This window comes from Gammaproteobacteria bacterium, from assembly GCA_016712635.1.
Lineage (GTDB): Bacteria > Pseudomonadota > Gammaproteobacteria > SZUA-140 > SZUA-140 > JADJWH01.
In genome coordinates this window covers 19,642-39,144 of the sequence record JADJQS010000001.1, presented here as the reverse complement: position 1 = coordinate 39,144, position 19,503 = coordinate 19,642, and the positions used below count along the sequence as shown (strand labels likewise).

The following is a 19,503-nucleotide window of genomic DNA, read 5'->3' as shown; positions in this document are numbered from 1 at the left end:
TGCGGCCCAACGACCTTAAGCGAGATTCCGGGAGACAAAATCCCAGTTGACGATTTCCCAGAATTTCTCCACATACTTGGGGCGTGCGTTGCGGTAATCGATGTAATAGGCGTGCTCCCAGACGTCGCAGGTCAACAGTGCCTTTTTGCCTTCGGTCATCGGCGTGCCCGCATTTGAGGTGCTGCTGATGGCGAGCGAGCCGTCCGCATTCTTCACCAGCCACGCCCAGCCGGAGCCGAAGGTCGTGATCGCGGTCTGGCTGAACTTGGCCTTGAATTCGTCGAACGAACCGAATGCCGTATCGATGGCCTTGGCCAGCGCGCCGGCGGGTTTGCCGCTGCCGTTCGGTCCGAGGCAGTTCCAGTAGAAGGTGTGGTTCCACACCTGCGCCGCGTTGTTGAACAGGCCGCCCGAGGATTTCCTGATTATGTCTTCCAGCGAGAGGGCCTCGAATTCGGTGCCCTTGATCAGGTTATTGAGGTTGGTGACATAGGTCTGGTGATGTTTGCCGTAGTGGTATTCGAGCGTTTCCGCGGAGATGTGCGGTTGCAGGGCATTCATCGCATAGGGCAGTTTGGGCAGTTCGTGTACCATCTTTCGCTCCTCATGACATTAAAGGCGACCCCTGGTTGTTGTCGTGCAGGGCCGCCCCGTGGAATGTTCAGTCAGACAGCAAGAAGTCCGGCGGTATCGGTGTGCCGGACCGGCTGTCGCCGCTGCGCCCGCTTTCCGCCGGGCAAGTGATTCACATCGAAACAGACTGGCGGGAAAGGTTTGGTGGTACGCCCGGAAAAGTGTAGAGCAGCCGGAAGGCCAGTTCAAGGAAACGGGGACAGATTTATTTATTGAAAACACCTAGTATTTACAGGAGCATGCAAAAAATAAATCTGTCCCCAATATGAACTCTATTGAACTCAGCTTGTTTGCCAGCCGTATGGCCGCCGTCTGTGAGGAGATGGGCGCGGTGCTGAGGCGCACGGCGCTGTCCCCCAATATCAAGGACCGCCTCGATTTCTCCTGCGCCGTATTCGATGCCGCGGGCGAGCTGTGCGCCCAGGCGGCGCATATACCGGTACATCTGGGCAGCATGGCCTTTGCCATGCGCGACATCGTCGGCCGGCTGGAATGGCGGCCGGGCGATATGGTCATCCTGAACGACCCGTTCCTGGGCGGCACGCACCTGCCCGATGTGACGCTGATCGCGCCCGTGTTTGCAGGAAATGAAGGGCAGGCGCGACTCGCGGGATTCGTGGCCAACCGCGCGCACCACGCCGACATCGGCGCGGTGACGCCGGGCTCGATGCCGATCTCGCGCCGGCTGGAGGAGGAGGGCATGGTGCTCCCGCCGACCTTTATCCTGCGTGACGGACAGATCGACGCCGCCGTCATGGAACGGATCGCGGGTGAGACGCGAAACTCCCTGCAGAACCGCGGCGATTATGCCGCCCAGATCAGCGCCAACCGCTGTGGCCTGGCGCGCCTCGAGACCCTGGTGTCGGGACTGGGGCTCGGGGAATACCGCGAGTCGCTGCGACAGCTCAACGACTATGCGGAACGGCTCGCACGTGCCGGGCTGGCAGCCATCCCTGACGGTGAATACCGGTTTCGCGATGTCCTCGACGACGACGGGCAGGGTACGCGCGATATCCCGCTGGTCCTGACGCTGCGCATCTCCGGATCGGACATTGAGGCCGATTTCACCGGCACCGCGCCGCAGGTCGCCGGCAACGTCAACTGCCCGCTCGCAGTGACGGCTGCCGCCGTGTACTACGCCTTCCGCTGCCTGATGCCGCCGGAGGTCCCGGACTGTGCGGGGAGTTTCCGGCCGTTGCGCCTGACGGCGCCGGAGGGCACGCTGCTGAACGCACGTCGCCCCGCTGCCGTCGCGGCCGGCAACGTCGAGACCAGCACGCGCGTCGTCGACGTGGTGCTCGGCGCACTGGCGCAGGCCCTGCCGGGCCGCATCCCGGCGGCCAGCCACGGCAGCATGAACAATATCGCGATGGGCGGGCAGTCGGGCGGGCTCGCCTGGGATTACTATGAAACCCTGGGCGGCGGCATGGGCGCCGGACCCGCCGGCGGAGGGCTGAGCGGCGTGCAGACGCATATGACGAACACCTTGAATACCCCGATCGAAAGCCTGGAACTGCACTACCCCCTGCGCATCCGCCGCTACGAGATTCGCACCGGTTCGGGCGGGGCCGGCCGGAGGCGCGGCGGCGACGGCCTGGTGCGCGAGTACGAGCTGCTCGCGCCCGCCACGGTCACCCTGATCACGGAGCGCCGCACCCATGCGCCGTGGGGGCTCGCGGGAGGCTCGGCCGGGGCTTGCGGGGAGAACCGGCATAATGATCAGCCCCTGCCGCCCAAGGTATGTTTCGAGGCCGTCACCGGGGACAGGGTCCGGGTGGAATCCGCGGGCGGTGGCGGCTGGGGCGAGGCCGAGGCGGGGACGGGGACACACAGCGTTGATGGGGTGTTTCGGGGACAGATTTAAGATCTGTCCCCATACCGGACCCCATACAGCGCAAGAATACCTGATTGAAACAGTCGGGTATTCTCTCTATCATAATGACATGCGAGGATCCGCCGATCCCGGCGGACGCGGGCTAAACGAGGTGAGGGTGGTTATGGATGTGATGGAAAGGATCAGGCAGCAGGTCGAAGGCAACCCGATCGTGCTTTACATGAAGGGTTCCCCCGATTTCCCCCAATGCGGATTTTCACAGCGCGCCGTGCAGGCGCTGCGCAGCTGCGGCGCCCAGTTCCAGTCTGTGGACGTCCTGCAGGACCCGGAGGTCCGCCAGAACCTCCCCCGCTACGCCAACTGGCCCACGTTTCCCCAGCTCTTCATCAAGGGTGAACTGATCGGCGGCTGCGACATCATGATGGAGCTCTACCAGAGCGGCGAATTGCAGCAGCTGGTGGATAAAGCGGCGTAAGGAATCGGTGATGCGTGAGGGGTGAGGAGTTAGGTGTAAGACAAAACATCAATAACAAAGTACTTGACAGAGAACTGAAGCGTTCATGCTCTTGTCGCCTCACGCCTCACGCCTCACGCCTCACGCCTCACGCCTCACGCCTCACGCCTCACGCCTCACGTTATCCCATTCATTCACGATCGCGCAAAACAGGTCCGCCGTGCGTTCGGCGTCGTAGATCGCCGAGTGCGCCTGGCTCTGGTCCCAGGTAAATCCCGCGCATTGCACGGCGCGCGCCAGCACGGTCTGGCCAAAGGCGAGTCCGGCCAGCGAGGCGGTGTCGAAGCTGCTGAACGGATGGAACGGGTTGCGCTTGATCCCGGTGCGCTCCACTGCGGCGTTGAGAAAACCAAGGTCGAGGATCGGGTTGTGTCCGACGAGGATCGCGCGGGTGCAGCCGCTGTCGCGTACCGCCTGGCGCACCACGCGGAACAGCGCCTGCAGGGCCTCCTTCTCGTCGATGGCCGCGCGGAAGGGATGATAGGGATCGATGCCGTTGAACGCGAGGGCCTCCGGGTTGAGCACGGCCCCGGGGAACGGCTGCACGTGGTGGCTGTGCGTCGAGAGCGGCGCCAGGCGCTGACTCTCGTCGTAACCGAGCAGCACGACCGCGATCTCCAGCAGGGCATCGGTGGCGGGATTGATCCCGCCCGTTTCGACGTCCACGACCACGGGGAGAAAGCCGCGGAAGCGGCCGGCGATGCGCATGGTTATCGGAACTGACACGGCGGTGTGATCCTGTCGAAGGCTTATGGCAGGGTAATCATCGGCGGGTGATGAGTAAAGCGCTATCGTCCGCCAGGGCGGAAAAATATCAATCCGGGAGCTGCCGGAACGGTGCCGGATCAATGTCGAGCTTGCGCATGCGCGAGCGCAGTGTGTGCGGATTGATCCCGAGCAGACGTGCCGCGCCCTGCGGTCCTTCGACGCGGCCGAGGGTGCGTTTGAGGGCAATGCGGATGTGGTCCGCCATCGTCTGTTCGAGGGTGGAGAACACAGGTCTGGCGTCCTGGCGCGATACATCCGGCGTCCTTCCCGGCACGGGGGCGAGACCGAGTGCTGTGCCGATTGCCAGCCGTTCCCCCTGGCCCAGGATCGCCGCGCGTTCGATCACCGCCGCCATCTCGCGCACGTTGCCGGGCCAGGTGTAACTGCGCAACTGCTCGATGTCGGCGGCGGTCGGAAGCTGCAGATGCAGGCCGAGCTTCACCGCCGCACGGCGCGCAAAGTGGCGCGCCAGCTCGGGGATGTCCTCCAGCCGTTCGCGCACGGGCGGGATCAGGATCGGGAAGATCGCGATGCGGTACCACAGGTCCTCGCGGAAGCCGCCCTGCTGCACCATGGCGGCGAGGTCGCGGTGGGTCGCGGCGATGACGCGGATGTCGACCTGGAGCGGCTGCTCGCCGCCGACGCGATACAGGCTGCCGTCCTGCAGCACGCGCAGCAGGCGCACCTGCACCGAGGCGGGGAGTTCGCCGATCTCGTCCAGGAACAGGGTGCCGCCGTCTGCGCGCTCGAACCAGCCCTTGCGCTGCGCCAGAGCGCCGGTGAAGCTGCCCTTCTCGTGACCGAACAGTTCGGAATCGATCAGTTCGGGCGCGATCGCGCCGCAGTTGACGCGGATGAACGGCCCCTGCGCGCGCAGCGAGCGATCGTGGATCGCGCGCGCGACCACCTCCTTGCCGGACCCGGTCTCGCCGAGCAGCAGCACCGAGGTGTCGGAGCGGGCGACCTGATCGACGCGCTCCAGTACCGGTCGCAGCCCCATGTCGGCGCCGACGATGGTGTCGCCGCTCACCTTCTCGCGGCCGAGCCGCGTCAGCAATGATTGCTTGTCCGCCTCCGCGCTGGCGCGGAGCTGGCCCAGTTCGCGCAACCGGTTGTCGTTTTCCAGCGCCACGGTCAGCGGTTCGAGCAGGCCTTCCAGCAGGCGGTGGTGGCGCAGCTTGATCTGGCCGGGTTCGGCCAGGATCACCACCAGACCTTCAGGTCGGGACGCGCGGTCCTTCAGCACTCCTATCAGCACGTCATTCCCGGAGTAGAAATCCTGCAACGGTGTCAGGGCGGGCGGCCAGTCCGCGGCGGCGGACAGCGCCGCCATGCGTTCCTGGCGCATCCAATCCAGCAGACCCTCGTAGCGTGCCGTTGTCATGCCAACACGGCGACCGTGCGCGGGCGGCCTGCCATCGTGCCGGCTGACGGCGATGGTCTCGATGTCGTCACGCCGCGGATCGAGATGGAGAATCTCCAGGGCGCTGAGCGGCAAGGCGGGGGCCAGCAGGGCGGTTATGTTGTCCATCGCGTCGATCAGTTCCATATGGCGTCCGACCTCTCGCCATATGTCCAGCAGCAGGTGCTCGAATTTATCCATTTCTACTCAGGCTATTTCACGGAATTACTGCATTATTAACAGAAAACCGTTTAATAAAACAGATTGCGTAATCCTCATAAAAGCCGATCCGAATAAACTTTATCCATAAAAACATATAGATAAGTAAATTTTCCGGCCTTGGCACGAAAGCTGAAATGTCAGGTCAGACCGCAGCGATACGGCAGGAAGCAATCCCGGGTAAGGGATATCGCTCAGCGGTGCTGGTAAAGACCCCAGCACGGGACGCGTGGAAGGACCCGTTGGGTGCAGTTAATCGGGATTGGGTGCAACACGTTTGAGTCGGGATGCGAATCATGAATTCATCGAACCTGGGCAATGAGCCGGCGGAAGAGATCATCGCCGTGCTGCGCGAGAGCCTGCGCACGCTGCGTTTTGGTTCCGTGGAGTTCGTGATTCACGACGGCCGCGTGGTGCAGATCGATCGCAAGGAAAAATTGCGGGTACATCCCGCGACCGCGGACCTGCGCAGTCACGGCAGCCACGGCAAATGAGTCGCCAGCTCTGTAAACCCTAGCACTCTCCCTGTTCGCCGACCGGACGACCGGAGGTCCATTTTTTGAACGTCATTCACCAACAATCCAGACGCGCTGACCGGTCCACCGGAGGTTCGCATCACTATTCAAGCGAGGGAACAGACATGAAAGGCAGAAATCACATCCTGGCGCTGGCGGTCGGACTGGCGGGCGGTGTCGCGGCGCAGGACGCGCTGGCCGCGGCGTCCATCTACGGCCAGCTCAACGTATCGCTGGACAGTCTCGACAACGGCACCGACAGCGCGCTCAACATCTCCAGCAACTCGAGCCGCATCGGTTTCAAGGGCGATATCCAGGTCGGCGGCGACGTCGCCGGTATCTACCAGATCGAGTCTGAAGTGCGTGCCGATACTTCCGAGTCGAGCAATAACAATCGCAACAGCATACTGGCCAGCCGCAACACCTTCGTCGGGCTGCAAGGCAATTTCGGTACCGCGCGTATCGGCCGCTTTGATACGCCGGTAAAGGTCATCGGCCGTCAGGTCGACCTGTTCGGCGACCAGGCCGGCGATGCGCGCAACGTGACCCGCGCCGGGTCCGCCCCGAACCGCTTCGACGAGCGGCCCAACAACAGTATCGATTACACCTCGCCGGAAAAGTCCGGTTTCAAGGGCACGCTGCAGTATTCCACCAACACGGACACGGCGGTCACCGGCACTAACGACAACGACCTGCTGAGTCTCGGCGTGAACTACGCGCAGGGTCCGCTCTTCGTCGGTGTCGGTTACGAGTCGGCCGGCATCGTCCCCGCGGCCGGGCAGGATGACCCGAACATCGTGCGCCTGGGCGCCTATTACGATCTTGACGCCTGGCGTTTCAACGGTCTGTGGCAGTCGATCTCCGGGGCGGCCACCGACGGCAGCCAGGACGAAGACGTGTTCGGCCTCGGCGTGCGCTACAAGAGCGGCGCCTGGGTCTTCAAGGGCCAGGCCTATCAGTTGTCGGCGGACGCCGACGAGCGGGATACGAGCCTGGTGGCGATCGGCACGGAATACGCGCTGCAGAAGGGCATCACTCTGTACGCCGCCTATGCCGGCAGCGACAACGACGACGGCCGGTCGGTCACCCCATACAGCGAAGGTCGCAGCGACAACCTGGCCGTGGCCGCCAACGGTGATTCGGCCAAGGCGATCTCGCTCGGCACCATCATCAAGTTCTAGGTACCGATTGCAACCCTTTACACGAAAACTGCAGGGGACGGATTTCAAATCCGTCCCCGCTCAACTGAGGAGTATGAATCATGAAGCGCGCTATTAAACTCATTGCTGGGCTCGCGTTGTTCGCGGGTGTCGCCGCCGGTGCACCGGCCAAGGACATCAAGCTGCTCAATGTGTCCTATGACCCGACCCGGGAGCTGTATCAGGACTTCAACAAGGAGTTCAGCAAATACTGGAAAGAAAAGACCGGCGACAACGTCATCATCAACCAGTCGCACGGAGGCGCGGGCAAGCAGGCGCGCGCCGTGATCGACGGCCTGGAGGCGGACGTGGTGACGCTGGCGCTGGCCTACGACATCGACCAGATCAGCGAGAAGACAGGCTGGTTCCCCAGGGACTGGCAGACGCGTCTCCCCAATAACAGCGCGCCCTATACGTCCACCATCGTGTTCCTGGTGCGCAAGGGCAATCCCAAGAGCATTAAGGACTGGGACGATCTGGTAAAACCCGGCGTAGGCGTGATCACGCCGAACCCGAAGACCTCGGGCGGCGCGCGCTGGAACTACCTCGCCGCGTGGGCCTACGCCCTGGATAAGTACGGTTCCGAACAGGCCGCCACGGACTTTGTCACCAAGCTCTTCAGGAATGTGCCGGTGCTGGATTCCGGCGCGCGGGGTTCGACGAATACCTTCGTTCAGCGCGGTATCGGCGACGTGTTCCTGTCCTGGGAAAACGAAACGTTTCTGGCCCTGAACGAACTGGGTCCCGACAAGTTCGAGATCGTACTGCCGTCGCTGAGCATTCTGGCCGAGCCCCCGGTGACGCTGGTGGACAGCGTGGCGAAGAAGCACGGCACCACGGAGGTCGCCCAGGCTTATCTGGAGTACCTGTACTCTCCGGAAGGACAGCGCATCGCGGCCAAGCATTATTACCGCCCCATTAAGCCGGAGCACGCCGACCCCGAGGATATCAAGCGATTCCCCCAGGTGAAACTGATCACCATCGACGAGGTGTTCGGCGGCTGGCAGAAGGCGCAGAAGGCGCACTTCAGCGACGGCGGGGTCTTCGACCGAATCTACGTGCCGTCGAATTAAGTCATACAGTATCCGGAGAATACGCCATGGCCATCATCGCCCTCAATTCACGCAACCAGTTCCGCGGCCGCGTCGTACGCATCATCCGCGGCCCCGTGGTGTCCGAGGTCCAGCTCGAGACGCCGGCCGGCACGATCTCGTCGGTGGTGACTTCCAGCTCGCTGGAGGAGCTGGGACTGCGCGAAGGCCATGAGGCCATGGCGGTGTTCAAGGCGACCGAGGTGTTGCTCGCGAAGTTCCAGCCGGTCGCGGCTGATGCGCCGTCTGCCGGACTGAAGAGGGGTTGAGCGCCATGACCGCATTCATCCTGCGCCGGCCCAGCGTGATTCCGGGCTTTGGCATCACCATCGGGTTCACCCTGCTGTACCTGAGCCTGATCATCCTGATCCCGCTCTCGGCCACCTTCCTCAAGTCCACCCAGCTCGGCTGGGAGAGTTTCTGGGCGACGGTGACCGCGCCGCGGGTGATGGCCTCCTACCGACTGAGCTTCGGCGCGTCCTTCCTTGCCGCGCTCGTCAACCTGGTTTTCGGCCTGCTCGTCGCATGGGTGCTGGTGCGTTACCGCTTCCCCGGCCGGCGGCTGATCGATGCGCTTGTCGATCTGCCGTTCGCGCTGCCGACGGCGGTGGCCGGCATCTCGCTCACCGCTCTGTACGCGCCGAACGGCTGGCTCGGACAATATCTGGAGCCGCTGGGCATCAAGGTGGCCTTCACGCCCACCGGCGTGCTGGTCGCGCTCATCTTCATCGGCCTGCCGTTCGTGGTGCGCACGGTGCAGCCTGTGCTGCAGGAATTGAAGCCGGAACTGGAGGAGGCGGCGGCGAGCCTGGGCGCCTCGCGCCGGCAGACATTCTTCCGCGTGCTGCTGCCGAGCCTGTGGCCCGCGCTGCTGACGGGCTTCGCGCTCGCCTTCGCGCGCGCTGGGCGAATACGGCTCGGTCATTTTCATCGCCGGCAACATGCCGATGTTGTCCGAGATCACGCCGCTGCTGATCATCACCAAGCTGGAGCAGTACGACTACGCCGGCGCCACCGCCATCGCCGTGGTGATGCTGGTGATCTCGTTCCTGCTGCTGCTGATCATCAACCTGCTCCAGTGGTGGGGCCGTCGCAGGCACCAGTGAGGATTCCATGAACCCGACCACATCACCGACACTGAACGAACCCGTCTGGTTCCGCCGCCTGCTGATCGGCGTCAGCCTGGCTTTCCTCGGCCTGTTCCTCGTGCTGCCACTCGCGGCGGTCCTGACCGAGGCGCTGCGGCAGGGATTTCCGGCCTACCTGACCGCCTTGCAGGAGCCGGTGGCGCTGGCCGCGATCAAGCTCACGCTCATCGCGGCCTTCATCGCCGTGCCGCTCAACCTCGTGTTCGGCGTGACCGCCGCCTGGGCGATCGCGAAGTTCGAGTTCCGCGGCAAGAGTGTGCTGATCACACTGATTGACCTGCCGTTCTCGGTGTCGCCGGTGATCGCGGGCCTGGTATACGTGCTGATCTTCGGCGCACAGGGCTGGTTCGGCCAGTGGCTGTTCGAGCACGACATCAAGATCATCTTTGCGGTGCCCGGCATCGTGCTGGCGACGATCTTCGTCACCTTCCCGTTCGTGGCGCGCGAGCTGATCCCGGTGATGGAGGAACAGGGCACGGCGGAGGAGGAGGCGGCGCTGACGCTGGGCGCGAGCGGCTGGCAGACCTTCTGGCGCGTCACGCTGCCCAACATCAAGTGGGCGCTGCTGTACGGCGTGATCCTGTGCAACGCGCGCGCGATGGGCGAGTTCGGCGCGGTGTCGGTGGTGAGCGGCCACATCCGCGGCGAGACCAACACCCTGCCGCTGCACGTCGAGATCCTCTACAACGAGTACAACTTCGTCGCCGCCTTCGCCGTGCGCCTCGCTGCTGGCGCTGCTGGCGCTGGTGACACTGGCCGCCAAGAGCTTCGTCGAGTGGCGCGGCCAGGCGCAGCGTGAAACGGTGCAGCTTGCTGCGCCGGTGGCCGTACCGTCCACCTGACAGACAGGAGACCTGACCATGAGCATCATCATCGAAAACGTCAACAAGTACTTCGGCAGCTTCCATGCCTTGCAGGACGTGAACCTTACCATCCCGACCGGCGAGCTGGTGGCATTGCTCGGGCCAAGCGGCTGCGGCAAGACCAGCCTGCTGCGTATCATCGCCGGGCTGGAGCAGCCGGACAGCGGCAGCATCCGCTTCAACGGCGAGGACACCACCCGGCGCCACGTGCGCGAACGCGGCGTCGGTTTCGTGTTCCAGCATTACGCGCTGTTCCATCACATGACCGTATTCGACAACGTCGCCTTTGGCCTGTCGGTGCGTCCAAAGGCCGAGCGCCCGGACAAGGAGGCGATCCGGGAACGGGTCAATGAATTGCTGAAGCTGGTGCAGCTCGGATTCGTCGCCGACCGCTACCCGAACCAGCTCTCCGGCGGGCAGCGCCAGCGCATTGCGCTTGCGCGCGCGCTGGCGGTCGAGCCCAAGGTGCTGCTGCTCGACGAGCCGTTCGGGGCGCTTGACGCCAACGTGCGCAAGGAGCTGCGCCGCTGGCTGCGCCGCCTGCACGACGAGATCCACGTCACCAGTGTCTTCGTGACCCACGATCAGGAGGAGGCAATGGAGGTGTCGAGCCGGGTCGTGGTGATGAACAAGGGGCGGATCGAACAGGTCGGAACGCCGGACGAGGTGTATGAACAGCCGGAAACGGCCTTCGTATCGCGCTTCCTCGGCGGCGTGAACCTGTTCCACGGCCGCGTCCACAACGGGTGGGCGCACATCGGCGACCTGAAGGCGCCGGCGCCGGAGGGTGCAACCTTCACGCCCGGTTCCACCGCGGTTGTGCATCTGCGCCCGCACGAGATAGAACTGTCTCCGGCTGCGGAGGGGTCAATTGGCGCGGCCCTGGTGAGCAGTATCTTCACCATCGGACCGATGGTGCGCATTGAGCTTGAGCGCGAAGGGGGGAGGACGGCCTGGTCGAGGTGGAGCTGACGCGCGAGCGTTATCTGCAGGCGCCGCTTACGCTCGGTGCGCGGGTGTATATCAAGCCGCGCAACCTGCGGGTGTTTGTGGGAACTTAATCTGGGTCGGGGACGGATTTCAAATCCGTCCCCTTCAGGGGCGAATCCGCCATTCAATCTTGCTGCCCGCCCGCAGTGGCACCAGCGTGCCGTCGGCCAGCGGATAACTCTCCGGCGCATCCCACGCCTGCCGAATCAGGGTGATGCGACCGGTGTTGCGCGGCAGGCGGTAGAAATCGGGGCCGAAGCGGCTGGCGAATCCTTCCAGCCTGTCGAGCGCGCCGGCCTGTTCGAAGGCCTCGGCGTACAGCTCGATCGCCGCGTGCGCCGTGTACGAGCCGGCACACCCGCAGGCGGTCTCCTTGCGCGACCGCTCGTGCGGCGCACTGTCGGTGCCGAGGAAGAATTTCGTGCTGCCTGAGGTGGCCGCACGCAGCAGCGCCTGGCGGTCGGTCTCGCGCTTCAGCACCGGCAGGCAGTAATAGTGCGGACGCACGCCGCCGGCGAGCAGGGCATTGCGGTTGTACAGCAGGTGATGCGCCGTGATGGTCGCGGCGATCGTCGCAGGCGCGGTGGTGACGAAGTCGACGGCGGTGCGGGTGGTGATGTGCTCGAAGACGATGCGCAGCGCAGGAAAGCGTCGTGTCAGCGGTGCCAGCACCCGCTCGATGAACACCGCCTCGCGGTCGAAGATGTCGATCTCGGCATCGGTCACCTCGCCGTGAACCAGCAGCGGCAGGTCGTGGGTCTGCATGGCTTCGAGCGCCGGATAGACTTTCTCGATCGCCGTGACGCCGGATTCCGAGTTGGTCGTCACGCCGGCCGGATACAGTTTCAGCGCCGCGACACCCGCCGCCTTCGCGCGCCGGATCTCCTCCGCCGGGGTGCTGTCGGTGAGGTACAGCGTCATCAGCGGGTCGAATGTCAGCCCGGCCGGCACGTGCTGCAGGATGCGCGCGCGGTAGGCCAGCGCCTGATCCGCCGAGACCACCGGCGGGGCCAGATTCGGCATGACGATCGCGCGCGCAAACTGCGCCGCCGCGTGCGCCACCGTCGTCTTCAGCGCAGCGCCGTCGCGCAGGTGGATGTGCCAGTCGTCGGGGCGGAGGAGAGTCAGTGTATTCATGGTGCGCGTGACTAACTGATAGGTGAGGCGTTAAGCGTTAGGCGTGAAGTGTAAAAAAACGTGGCTCATATTAATTATCCAGAGATGAAAGTCTTATTCGCCTCACTCCTGACTCCTCACACCTCACTCGTCCTTAGGCAGTTCCGCCGTGCACCCCGTCAAACGGTTGAGTGCCGCGACGCCGAACAGGCGGAAGCCGCGCAGCGCCTCGGGCGGATGACCGGCGACGCAGACGATCGGCTTGCTCCTGGCGTGGCCCATGATGAGCGGGCGGCCGGAGCGCATCGGCACGCCGTCCACGACCAGTTCGCCGACGGCCTTGACCAGGTCGGAGATAAAGTCGCGGCCGCCGACCGCGGTGCCGCCCGAGACCAGGATCATGTCGGTGGCGGCGAGCGCGGTCTTGATGGACGCGACGAACCTGTCGAAGTCGTCGCGCATGATGCCGCCGATGACCGGCACGGCGCCGGCGCCGGTCACCGCCGCCGCCAGCATCAGCGAGTTGCTGTCGCGGATCGCGCCGGGGGCCGGCGTCTGGGTGTACGGGATGACCTCATCGCCCGAGGCGAAGATCGTGACCTTCGGCCGTGCCGCGACGGTGACGGAGGATATCCCGAGCGAGGCGACGGTGCCGACCGCGGCGGCGTCGAGCAGGGCGCCGGCCGGCAGCGCCACCGCGCCCTGTTTCAGGTCGCAGCCTTTCTCCTCGATGAAGAAGCGCGGCGGGAAGGGCCGCGTGATGGTGAAGCTGTCACCGTCTTCCTTCGCCTCCCAGGCGCGCACGCTGGAATACGGGCCGTCGGGCACCAGGCTGCCCGTTGCGATGCGTATCGCCTGGCCGGGCTTGAACGGCGGGCATTGTTTGTCGCCGGGCAGGACGGCGCCGACGATCCTGAACGAGACCGGCTTGTCCTCGGAGGCTCCGGCGCCGTCGGCGGTATGAATGAGGAAGCCCTCGACGATGGCGCGGTTATAGGGCGGCAGGTCGGTGGGGGCCTTGATATCCGCGGCCAGGACGCGGCCGCAGGCCTGCTCGAGCGGGCACGCCTCGCTGCCAAGGCTGCGGAACGGAATGGCCTCGCTGAACCTCTGCTGCGCCTCGGTGAGTGGGGATGGCTCGCTCATGGTAGGCCCTTTCTGTGCTGGTATCGGGATGATCGGGAATCCTCGCAGTATACGCGGACTGTTTACGAAGATGAAAGATTACGAAATCCGGGGTTACATGCCCCCGCGACGTGTTTCCGCGTCTGCAATCCCGGATTTGGGGCCGCGAATTTGCGAATTTGGGGTCAGAGTAAAAACAATTCATTGCCCCTGGTGAATACCGGTCTCCCCTGGGTTTTTACTCTGACCCCAAATTAGTGGCCCCAGCTTCGCCGCGTCTTTTTCCTAGGACCTCTCCAGGATCTTCCGATCCAGCAGCAGATTGAGCGTGAAGCGCACGCCGAAGCCGGTGACGTCGGTCGGGATGTGCGCCAGGCCGCCCTTGCTGTTGCCGGCGGAGAGGTCGATGTGCAGCCACGGCCGGTCGGCGACGAAGCGCTTCAGGAAGCGTGCGGCGAGGATGTGGTCGGCCTCGCCCTCCAGCGTGCATTGCTTGATATCCGCGATGACGCTCTCCAGCGCCTGGTCGTAATCCTCGTCGAGGGGGAAGGGCCAGACGCGCTCGCCGCTGTCGCGGCCCGCCGCGATGATCTCGGGGATGAGCGCGTCGCGGTTGGTGAAGGCCCCGCTGTAGCAGGTGCCGAGGGCATAGACGCAGGCGCCGGTGAGCGTCGCATAGTCGATGATCAGGCGCGGCTTCTCCCGGCTTGCGAGGGCGAGCGTGTCGGCGAGCACCATGCGGCCCTCGGCGTCGGTGTGGATGACCTCGATGGTGGTGCCGTTGCAGGCGGTGACGACGTCGTTCTGCTTGTAGGCGTGCGGGCCGATGTGGTTCTGCGCCAGCGCCAGCCAGCAGTCGATCGGGAACGGCGCCTTGAGGCGGGTCAGGGCAAGCAGCGTACCGAGCGCCACCGCGCTGCCCGCCATGTCCTCGTGCATGCCGTGCATATGTTTGGCTGATTTGAGATTCATCCCGCCGGTGTCGAAGCAGATGCCCTTGCCGACCAGGGCCAGCTTCGGCGTACGGCGGGAGCGCGGCGGGGTGTAGCGCAGGTGCACGATGCAGGCATCGTCACGCGCGCTGCCCTGGGCGACGGCGAGGAAGGCGCCGGCCTTCAGTCGGCGCAATGCCCGGCTGTCCAGTGTCGACATCTGCCAGCGTTGCTGGCGCGCCAGCAACGCGATCCGTCGCCGGTATTCACCGGGCGTCAGCAGATTGGGCGGCAGTGTGGTCAGCGAACGGGCCAGGTGATTGCCCGCGGCCTCGGCAGTCAGCCGTCCGGTATCGAGGGCTGCCGCGACACCGTAGATGTCGATCGTGTTCAGGCGGCGCGCCCTGGCCGGCGTGCTCTTGATCGTCGGCAGTGTGAAATGGCCGGCCAGCGCCGCGGCGACCAGCGCCTCGGCGGCGCGCCGTGCCGGTTCCGGGGCGAAGCCGGCGACCAGCAGCCCGATCCGGCGCGGGTTGCGTTGCAGCACCGGGGCCAGCAACTTGCGGGCCAGCGTCAGCAGCGTGAACGGACTGGCCGCGTCGTCGGCCAGCGCCAGCACCACATGCGTGGCGCGGCGGTTCGGCAGATCGGTCGCAAACGGGCCGGTCGCATCGTCGCCCTGCGCCTGATGCAGTCGTTGCAGCAACAGACCGGCGTCGGTGAACCCCGGTGGCGGCCGGTGGCGCCGGGAGGCCGGCAGCAGCACGACGAGGTGTTCCAGCGCGGCCAGCGGTGCGGCGCCCGGGATTTTATTATGTTGTTTCAGGGTGACTTTCATTTTTGTCAGGTCCGGGCAGTTCGGGCGTCAACTTGACCTTACCGGGGAAAAACACGATCATGTCTGCCCGATTTTGATGGTTTGGCACGGTCGCCGAATCGGATCCGGTGGCGAGAAAAAGCGTAGCAAAAACAACTACGATTTCCTACAAGCGGACTGGCGGGCCGTGGCGGGACCGGACCTGCGGGTCCACGCAGCGGTTCGAGGGTCAGCCTGCATCGGCCTGTGCAAACGGAACACTCTGTTTACGTTCCACCGCTGACGATTGACCTCAGCAGTGCCGGGCTGATCGAGTATAGCGAGGTTGGAACCATGTCTCAGCAAGCAGAATACCTAGATATCGATGCGATCGAAACCCAGGAATGGATCGATGCGCTGGATGCCGTGATCGCGAACGAAGGCGTCGAGCGTGCCCATTACCTGCTGGAGCAGATGATCGACATGGCGCGCCGTACCGGTACGCACCTGCCGTTTTCGGCCAACACCGCGTACGTCAATACGATCCCGACCCAGCTTGAGGTCCCGATGCCGGGCGACCCGGCGCTCGAGGACCGGATCCGCTCCTATATCCGCTGGAATGCAATGGCGATGGTCGTCAAGGCCAACCGCAAGGCCGCGGAACTCGGCGGCCATATCGCAACCTTTGCCTCGGCGGCGACCCTGTACGACGTCGGTTACAACCATTTCTGGCGTGCGCCGGGCGCAGGTTTCGGCGGCGACCTGATCTTCTCACAGGGACATGCCTCACCGGGCACCTATGCCCGCGCGTTTCTCGAAGGCCGGCTGACCGAAGAGCAGCTTGATCATTTTCGCCAGGAGGTCGACGGCAACGGGCTGTCATCGTATCCGCATCCGTGGCTGATGCCGGACTTCTGGCAGTTTCCGACCGTGTCGATGGGACTGGGGCCGATCATGTCGATCTACCAGGCCCGCTATATGAAATACCTGCGGGACCGCAAGCTGGCCGATACCGACGGCCGCAAGGTGTGGTCGTTCCTCGGCGACGGCGAATGCGATGAACCGGAGAGCCTCGGCGCGATCTCGCTGGCGTCGCGCGAAAAGCTCGACAATCTGATCTGGGTCGTCAACTGCAATCTGCAGCGGCTCGACGGCCCGGTGCGCGGCAATGGCAAGATCGTCCAGGAACTCGAGGCGATCTTCCGCGGCGCCGGCTGGAACGTGATCAAGGTGCTGTGGGGCAGCTACTGGGATGCACTGCTGGCCCGCGACAAGGACGGTCTGCTGAAGCAGCGGATGATGGAGGCCGTCGACGGCGATTTCCAGAACTACAAGGCCAAGGACGGCGCCTATGTGCGCGAGCACTTCTTTGGAAAATATCCGGAACTCAAGGCAATGGTCGCGAAGATGACCGACGCCGACATCTGGTCGCTGAACCGCGGCGGCCACGATCCGCACAAGGTGTACGCGGCCTATCATGCCGCGGTCAATCATGTCGGCCAGCCGACCGTGATCCTGGCGCACACGGTCAAGGGTTATGGCATGGGGGCGGCCGGCGAAGGCCAGATGCGCACCCATTCGCAGAAGAAACTGCATGCCGAGGACATGATCGCATTCCGCGATCGCTTCAACATCCCGCTGTCCGACGAGGATGCGGCCGAAGGCAAGTACTTCATGCCGCCGGCGGACAGCCCGGAGATGCAGTATCTGCATCAGCGCCGCCAGGCGCTGGGCGGCTACCTGCCGGTGCGCCGCACCCTGGCGCCACCGCTCGAGATCCCGGACCTGTCGGTGTTCGCGCCGTTGCTGGAGGGCAGCGGTGACCGCGAGATGTCGACGACGATGGCCTATGTCCGCTTGCTGACGCTGCTGTGCCGCGACAAGAAGATCGGCCAGTACATCGTGCCGATCGTGCCCGACGAGGCGCGCACCTTCGGCATGGAGGGCATGTTCCGCCAGCTCGGGATCTATTCGTCCGTCGGTCAGCTGTACACGCCGCAGGACAAGGACGAGATCATGTTCTACAAGGAGGACAAGAGCGGCCAGATCATTGAGGAAGGGATCAACGAGGCCGGCGCGATGTCGTCGTGGATCGCGGCCGCGACCGCCTACAGCTCGCACGGTGTCAGCACGATCCCGTTCTACATCTATTATTCGATGTTCGGTTTCCAGCGCATCGGAGACCTGGCATGGGCCGCCGGCGACATGCAGGCGCGCGGTTTCCTGATCGGCGGCACCGCCGGCCGTACCACGCTGGCCGGCGAAGGCCTGCAACACCAGGACGGCCACGGTCTGGTGCTGGCCGGGACGATTCCGAACTGCATCAGCTACGACCCGACCTTCAGTTACGAACTGGCCGTGATCATCCACGACGGATTGCGCCGGATGTATGTCGAGCAGCAGAACGTCTACTACTATGTCACGGCGATGAACGAAAACTACTTCCACCCGTCGATGCCGGCCGGGGTCGAGCAGGGCATTATCAAGGGACTGTATCTGTTCAATGCCGCAAAGGGCGCGGCCGCACAGGTGCAGCTGCTCGGCTCCGGCACGATCCTGCGCGAGGTCATCGCCGCCGCCGAGCTTCTGGCCGCCGAGTGGGGCGTTCAGGCCGACGTCTGGAGCGCGACCAGTTTCAACGAGCTGGCCCGCGAGGCGCAGGCGGTCGAGCGCTGGAACCGGCTGCATCCGGCCGCGCCGGCGCGGACACCGTATGTCAGCGAGTGTCTTGCCGGACGCGGCGGCCCGTTCATCGCGGCGACCGACTATATCCGCAACTATGCCGAACAGATCCGGCGCTGGGTGCCGGGACGTTACGAGGTGCTTGGCACCGACGGCTTCGGCCGCAGCGACACCCGCGCCCAGTTGCGCAAGCATTTCGAGGTCAACAGCCACCATATCGTCATCGCGGCGCTGAAGGCGCTGGCCGATGAGGGCAGGTTCCCGCTGGCGAAGGTCGGCGAGGCGATCGCGAAGTACCGCATCGACACCGAAAAGAGCTACCCCCTGTATGCGTAGCCACAGGGGAATCCGGTCATGAGCAAGCAGATTCTGGTTCCGAATATCGGTGATTTCTCCGATGTCGAGGTCATCGAGATCCTGGTCGCCCCGGGTGATACGGTCAAGGCCGAGGATTCGCTGATCTCGGTCGAGTCCGACAAGGCATCGATGGAGATCCCGTCACCGGAGACCGGCACCGTCAAGGAGCTCAAGATCAAGGTCGGTGACAAGGTCTCGGAAGGCAGTCTGATCCTGCTGCTCGAGCCCGGCGCCGGTGGCGCCACCGCCGCGGCGGCCCCGGCCAAGACAGTGAAAGAGGCCCCGGCCGCCGCGCCCGCTCCATCGTCACCGCCCGTCACGACAAAGCCGGCCGCGCCCGCCGCGGCGCCGGTACGGGCCGCGCCATCACCGGCAGCGCCGGTGGCGACGCCGGGCCGGTTCGACGAGGCCGGATTCGCCCGGGCCTATGCCAGCCCCGGCGTACGCAAGTTCGCCCGCGAGCTCGGTGTCGATCTCGGCCGGGTCGGCGGTTCCGGACGCAAGGGCCGGATCACCCAGGACGACGTCAAGGCCTTCGTCAAACAGGTCATGACCCAGGGCCTGCCGGCGGCCGGCGGTCTGCAGGTCGCGCCGCTGCCCGCGATCGATTTTGCCAAATGGGGTGAGGTCGAGACCCGGCCGCTGACCAAGATCAACAAACTGACCGGCCAGTTCCTGCACCGCAACTGGGTCACGATCCCGCACGTGACACAGTTCGACGAGGCCGATATCACCGACATGGAGGCGCTGCGCAAGGCGATGGCGGCCGAGCACAAGGCCAGGGACATCCGGATCACGCCGCTGGTGTTCCTGATGAAGGCAATCGTCAAGGCGCTGCAGGAATACCCGCGCTTCAATTCGTCGCTGGATGCCGGCGGTGAGAACCTGGTGTTCAAGAAATATTTCAATGTCGGGATCGCGGTCGACACGCCGGACGGGCTGGTCGTGCCGGTGGTGCAGAACGTCGACCGGAAAAGCCTGGTCGACCTCGCGGTCGAACTCGGCGAGATCAGTGCCAGGGCGCGCGACAAGAAGCTGAAACCCGCGGACATGCAGGGCGGCTCCATCACGATCTCCAGTCTCGGCGGCATCGGCGGCACCAAGTTCACGCCGATCGTCAATGCGCCGGAAGTGGCGATCCTCGGCGTGTCGCGCTCGAAGATGCAGCCGGTGTGGAACGGCAAGGAATTCGTGCCGCGGCTGATGTTGCCGCTGGCGCTGTCCTATGACCACCGGGTCATCGACGGTGCGGACGGCGCGCGGTTCACGACCTTTCTGTGCGGCGTGCTGGCCGACCCGAAGACCCTGGCGTAATCACC

14 protein-coding genes and 3 pseudogenes are annotated in these 19,503 nt (G+C 64.6%); 11 read left to right on the top strand and 6 right to left on the bottom strand.

All coding sequences use genetic code 11. The features are described from left to right. Positions 1-15: 15 nt before the first annotated feature. Positions 16-594 (bottom strand): superoxide dismutase [Fe], encoded by a 579-nt coding sequence (gene sodB, locus IPK65_00175; protein ID MBK8161603.1) that lies wholly within the window; start codon positions 592-594, stop codon positions 16-18. Positions 595-898: 304 nt separating this feature from the next. Between sodB and IPK65_00170 the strand changes: the two genes are divergently transcribed. Together IPK65_00170 and grxD are read left to right on the top strand one after the other, a co-directional pair. Then, positions 899-2,497 (top strand): hydantoinase B/oxoprolinase family protein, encoded by a 1,599-nt coding sequence (locus IPK65_00170; GenBank protein MBK8161602.1) that lies wholly within the window; start codon positions 899-901, stop codon positions 2,495-2,497. Between the two features lie 133 nt (positions 2,498-2,630). Continuing rightward, the gene (gene grxD, locus IPK65_00165; GenBank protein MBK8161601.1) at positions 2,631-2,942 is read left to right on the top strand and encodes a Grx4 family monothiol glutaredoxin; all 312 of its coding nucleotides are present in this window, start codon (positions 2,631-2,633) and stop codon (positions 2,940-2,942) included. A gap of 141 nt (positions 2,943-3,083) precedes the next feature. Here grxD and rnt read toward each other — a convergent pair whose 3' ends face one another. Next, a complete protein-coding gene (gene rnt, locus IPK65_00160) occupies positions 3,084-3,689 on the bottom strand; it encodes a ribonuclease T (GenBank protein MBK8161600.1) in 606 nt (201 codons plus the stop codon). 106 nt (positions 3,690-3,795) lie between these two features. Beyond that, the gene (locus IPK65_00155; protein MBK8161599.1) at positions 3,796-5,352 is read right to left on the bottom strand and encodes a sigma 54-interacting transcriptional regulator; all 1,557 of its coding nucleotides are present in this window, start codon (positions 5,350-5,352) and stop codon (positions 3,796-3,798) included. Positions 5,353-5,657: 305 nt separating this feature from the next. Between IPK65_00155 and IPK65_00150 the strand changes: the two genes are divergently transcribed. The 7 genes and pseudogenes from IPK65_00150 to IPK65_00120 all read left to right on the top strand — a co-directional run bounded on the left by IPK65_00150 (position 5,658) and on the right by IPK65_00120 (position 11,247). Next, on the top strand, positions 5,658-5,864 hold the full coding sequence (locus IPK65_00150) for a YezD family protein (GenBank protein ID MBK8161598.1): 207 nt from the start codon (positions 5,658-5,660) through the stop codon (positions 5,862-5,864). Positions 5,865-6,010: 146 nt separating this feature from the next. Next, a complete protein-coding gene (locus tag IPK65_00145; protein ID MBK8161597.1) occupies positions 6,011-7,066 on the top strand; it encodes a porin in 1,056 nt (351 codons plus the stop codon). Positions 7,067-7,146: 80 nt separating this feature from the next. Further along, positions 7,147-8,157, top strand: a complete 1,011-nt coding sequence (locus IPK65_00140; GenBank protein MBK8161596.1) for a sulfate ABC transporter substrate-binding protein — start codon at positions 7,147-7,149, stop codon at positions 8,155-8,157. A gap of 26 nt (positions 8,158-8,183) precedes the next feature. Further along, on the top strand, positions 8,184-8,444 hold the full coding sequence (locus tag IPK65_00135) for a TOBE domain-containing protein (GenBank protein ID MBK8161595.1): 261 nt from the start codon (positions 8,184-8,186) through the stop codon (positions 8,442-8,444). 5 nt (positions 8,445-8,449) lie between these two features. Continuing rightward, positions 8,450-9,281: pseudogene (gene cysT, locus IPK65_00130) on the top strand (sulfate ABC transporter permease subunit CysT). A 7-nt stretch (positions 9,282-9,288) separates the two neighbouring features. Further along, positions 9,289-10,165 (top strand): annotated as a pseudogene (cysW, locus tag IPK65_00125) (sulfate ABC transporter permease subunit CysW). A gap of 18 nt (positions 10,166-10,183) precedes the next feature. Beyond that, positions 10,184-11,247, top strand: a pseudogene (locus IPK65_00120) (sulfate ABC transporter ATP-binding protein). Positions 11,248-11,281: 34 nt separating this feature from the next. Here the strand turns inward: IPK65_00120 and pyrC are convergent. The 3 genes from pyrC to IPK65_00105 form a co-directional block, all read right to left on the bottom strand. Continuing rightward, positions 11,282-12,313, bottom strand: coding sequence for a dihydroorotase (gene pyrC, locus IPK65_00115; protein ID MBK8161594.1), 1,032 nt, complete (start codon positions 12,311-12,313; stop codon positions 11,282-11,284). A gap of 123 nt (positions 12,314-12,436) precedes the next feature. Beyond that, the gene (locus tag IPK65_00110) at positions 12,437-13,438 is read right to left on the bottom strand and encodes a molybdopterin molybdotransferase MoeA (GenBank protein ID MBK8161593.1); all 1,002 of its coding nucleotides are present in this window, start codon (positions 13,436-13,438) and stop codon (positions 12,437-12,439) included. Positions 13,439-13,702: 264 nt separating this feature from the next. Beyond that, complete coding sequence (locus IPK65_00105) at positions 13,703-15,187, bottom strand: leucyl aminopeptidase family protein (GenBank protein ID MBK8161592.1); 1,485 nt, start codon at positions 15,185-15,187, stop codon at positions 13,703-13,705. Positions 15,188-15,499: 312 nt separating this feature from the next. Between IPK65_00105 and aceE the strand changes: the two genes are divergently transcribed. Next, positions 15,500-18,163, top strand: coding sequence for a pyruvate dehydrogenase (acetyl-transferring), homodimeric type (gene aceE / locus IPK65_00100; protein ID MBK8161591.1), 2,664 nt, complete (start codon positions 15,500-15,502; stop codon positions 18,161-18,163). An 18-nt stretch (positions 18,164-18,181) separates the two neighbouring features. After that, positions 18,182-19,498 (top strand): dihydrolipoyllysine-residue acetyltransferase, encoded by a 1,317-nt coding sequence (gene aceF / locus IPK65_00095; GenBank protein ID MBK8161590.1) that lies wholly within the window; start codon positions 18,182-18,184, stop codon positions 19,496-19,498. Positions 19,499-19,503 lie beyond the last annotated feature (5 nt).

What these genes read in the sequence shown, in the direction of transcription:
- sodB (MBK8161603.1), bottom strand. Translation starts at nt 594, where the DNA reads ATGGTACACGAACTGCCCAAACTGCCCTATGCGATGAATGCCCTGCAA.
- IPK65_00170 (MBK8161602.1), top strand. Translation starts at nt 899, where the DNA reads ATGAACTCTATTGAACTCAGCTTGTTTGCCAGCCGTATGGCCGCCGTC.
- grxD (MBK8161601.1), top strand. Translation starts at nt 2,631, where the DNA reads ATGGATGTGATGGAAAGGATCAGGCAGCAGGTCGAAGGCAACCCGATC.
- rnt (MBK8161600.1), bottom strand. Translation starts at nt 3,689, where the DNA reads ATGCGCATCGCCGGCCGCTTCCGCGGCTTTCTCCCCGTGGTCGTGGAC.
- IPK65_00155 (MBK8161599.1), bottom strand. Translation starts at nt 5,352, where the DNA reads ATGGATAAATTCGAGCACCTGCTGCTGGACATATGGCGAGAGGTCGGA.
- IPK65_00150 (MBK8161598.1), top strand. Translation starts at nt 5,658, where the DNA reads ATGCGAATCATGAATTCATCGAACCTGGGCAATGAGCCGGCGGAAGAG.
- IPK65_00145 (MBK8161597.1), top strand. Translation starts at nt 6,011, where the DNA reads ATGAAAGGCAGAAATCACATCCTGGCGCTGGCGGTCGGACTGGCGGGC.
- IPK65_00140 (MBK8161596.1), top strand. Translation starts at nt 7,147, where the DNA reads ATGAAGCGCGCTATTAAACTCATTGCTGGGCTCGCGTTGTTCGCGGGT.
- IPK65_00135 (MBK8161595.1), top strand. Translation starts at nt 8,184, where the DNA reads ATGGCCATCATCGCCCTCAATTCACGCAACCAGTTCCGCGGCCGCGTC.
- pyrC (MBK8161594.1), bottom strand. Translation starts at nt 12,313, where the DNA reads ATGAATACACTGACTCTCCTCCGCCCCGACGACTGGCACATCCACCTG.
- IPK65_00110 (MBK8161593.1), bottom strand. Translation starts at nt 13,438, where the DNA reads ATGAGCGAGCCATCCCCACTCACCGAGGCGCAGCAGAGGTTCAGCGAG.
- IPK65_00105 (MBK8161592.1), bottom strand. Translation starts at nt 15,187, where the DNA reads ATGAAAGTCACCCTGAAACAACATAATAAAATCCCGGGCGCCGCACCG.
- aceE (MBK8161591.1), top strand. Translation starts at nt 15,500, where the DNA reads ATGTCTCAGCAAGCAGAATACCTAGATATCGATGCGATCGAAACCCAG.
- aceF (MBK8161590.1), top strand. Translation starts at nt 18,182, where the DNA reads ATGAGCAAGCAGATTCTGGTTCCGAATATCGGTGATTTCTCCGATGTC.